This window comes from Vibrio sp. 1288, assembly GCF_033344475.1.
Genome location: NZ_JAWPOX010000288.1, coordinates 1 through 857 on the forward strand (window position 1 = coordinate 1; position 857 = coordinate 857).

General features: G+C 46.7%; 1 protein-coding gene and 1 pseudogene. Both read right to left on the reverse strand.

Features of this window, described 5'->3' with window-relative positions; all coding sequences use genetic code 11:
* A pseudogene (locus R8O11_RS26285) lies at nt 1-491 on the reverse strand (ATP-binding protein); the annotation flags it as partial.
* The coding region (locus tag R8O11_RS26290) for a response regulator transcription factor (protein WP_318194750.1) at nt 481-857 on the reverse strand (377 nt) is incomplete at its 5' end. The pseudogene R8O11_RS26285 and the gene R8O11_RS26290, both read right to left, overlap by 11 nt.

Consider the following 857-nt stretch of genomic DNA (forward strand, 5'->3'; position numbering starts at 1 on the left):
GTTTGCAGTGTGCTTTTTATTGGCTCTTCATCGATACCTACGATGATATGAATTGGACCTTCGTAGTCGGGTAGATATAGCGCTTTTTCCAGAGTAATCAGTTTTTCGTCTCTTGCACCATACGCATCTTTATCGAGTCCTTTATACTCGATTCTTTTATCCCACAACGAGCGAGAGCGTTCGAGGCTTGTATCTGTCGATGCACTCCAATATAAGCCGCTGTACGGGCGACTAAAGCGAGGGTCCGACAGCTGAGCTGCTAACGAAAGATGGCCTGTATGATCGACTTCCAATTGAGCGGCGATTTCATCCATAAAGATGCTCAGCTGGGAGCGCGTGTCGTCCACCATATAGTTATAAACTTGGGTAGGAATGGTGACACCCGCAGCAAGGATCATGGCGGTGAGCCACACAACCGCCGCCAACACCAATCGGCTTTTGATACTTAAGCGCTTTAAGGCATGCAGCGGCAGTTTGTTCTTATTCGGCATTCAGTTGATACCCTAAACCACGCACGGTTTTGATGATTTTTGGGGCGATTTTCTTACGAATACGACCGATAAATACTTCAATCGTGTTGGAGTCACGATCAAAGTCTTGCTTGTAAATGTGCTCCACAAGCTCCGTGCGTGAAATGACTTTTTCAGGATTATGCATAAAGTAAGCGACTACTTTATATTCCAGTGCTGTTAGGCTCACTGCTTGGCCTTGCCACATCACTTTTGAGGTTCTGGTATCTAGGCTTAAATCGCCTATTTGCATGACCGGAGAAGCGTTACCAGATGCTCTGCGCAGTTGGGCGCGAAGACGAGCGATAAGCTCAACCATTTCAAACGGTTTAGTCAGGTAATCATCGG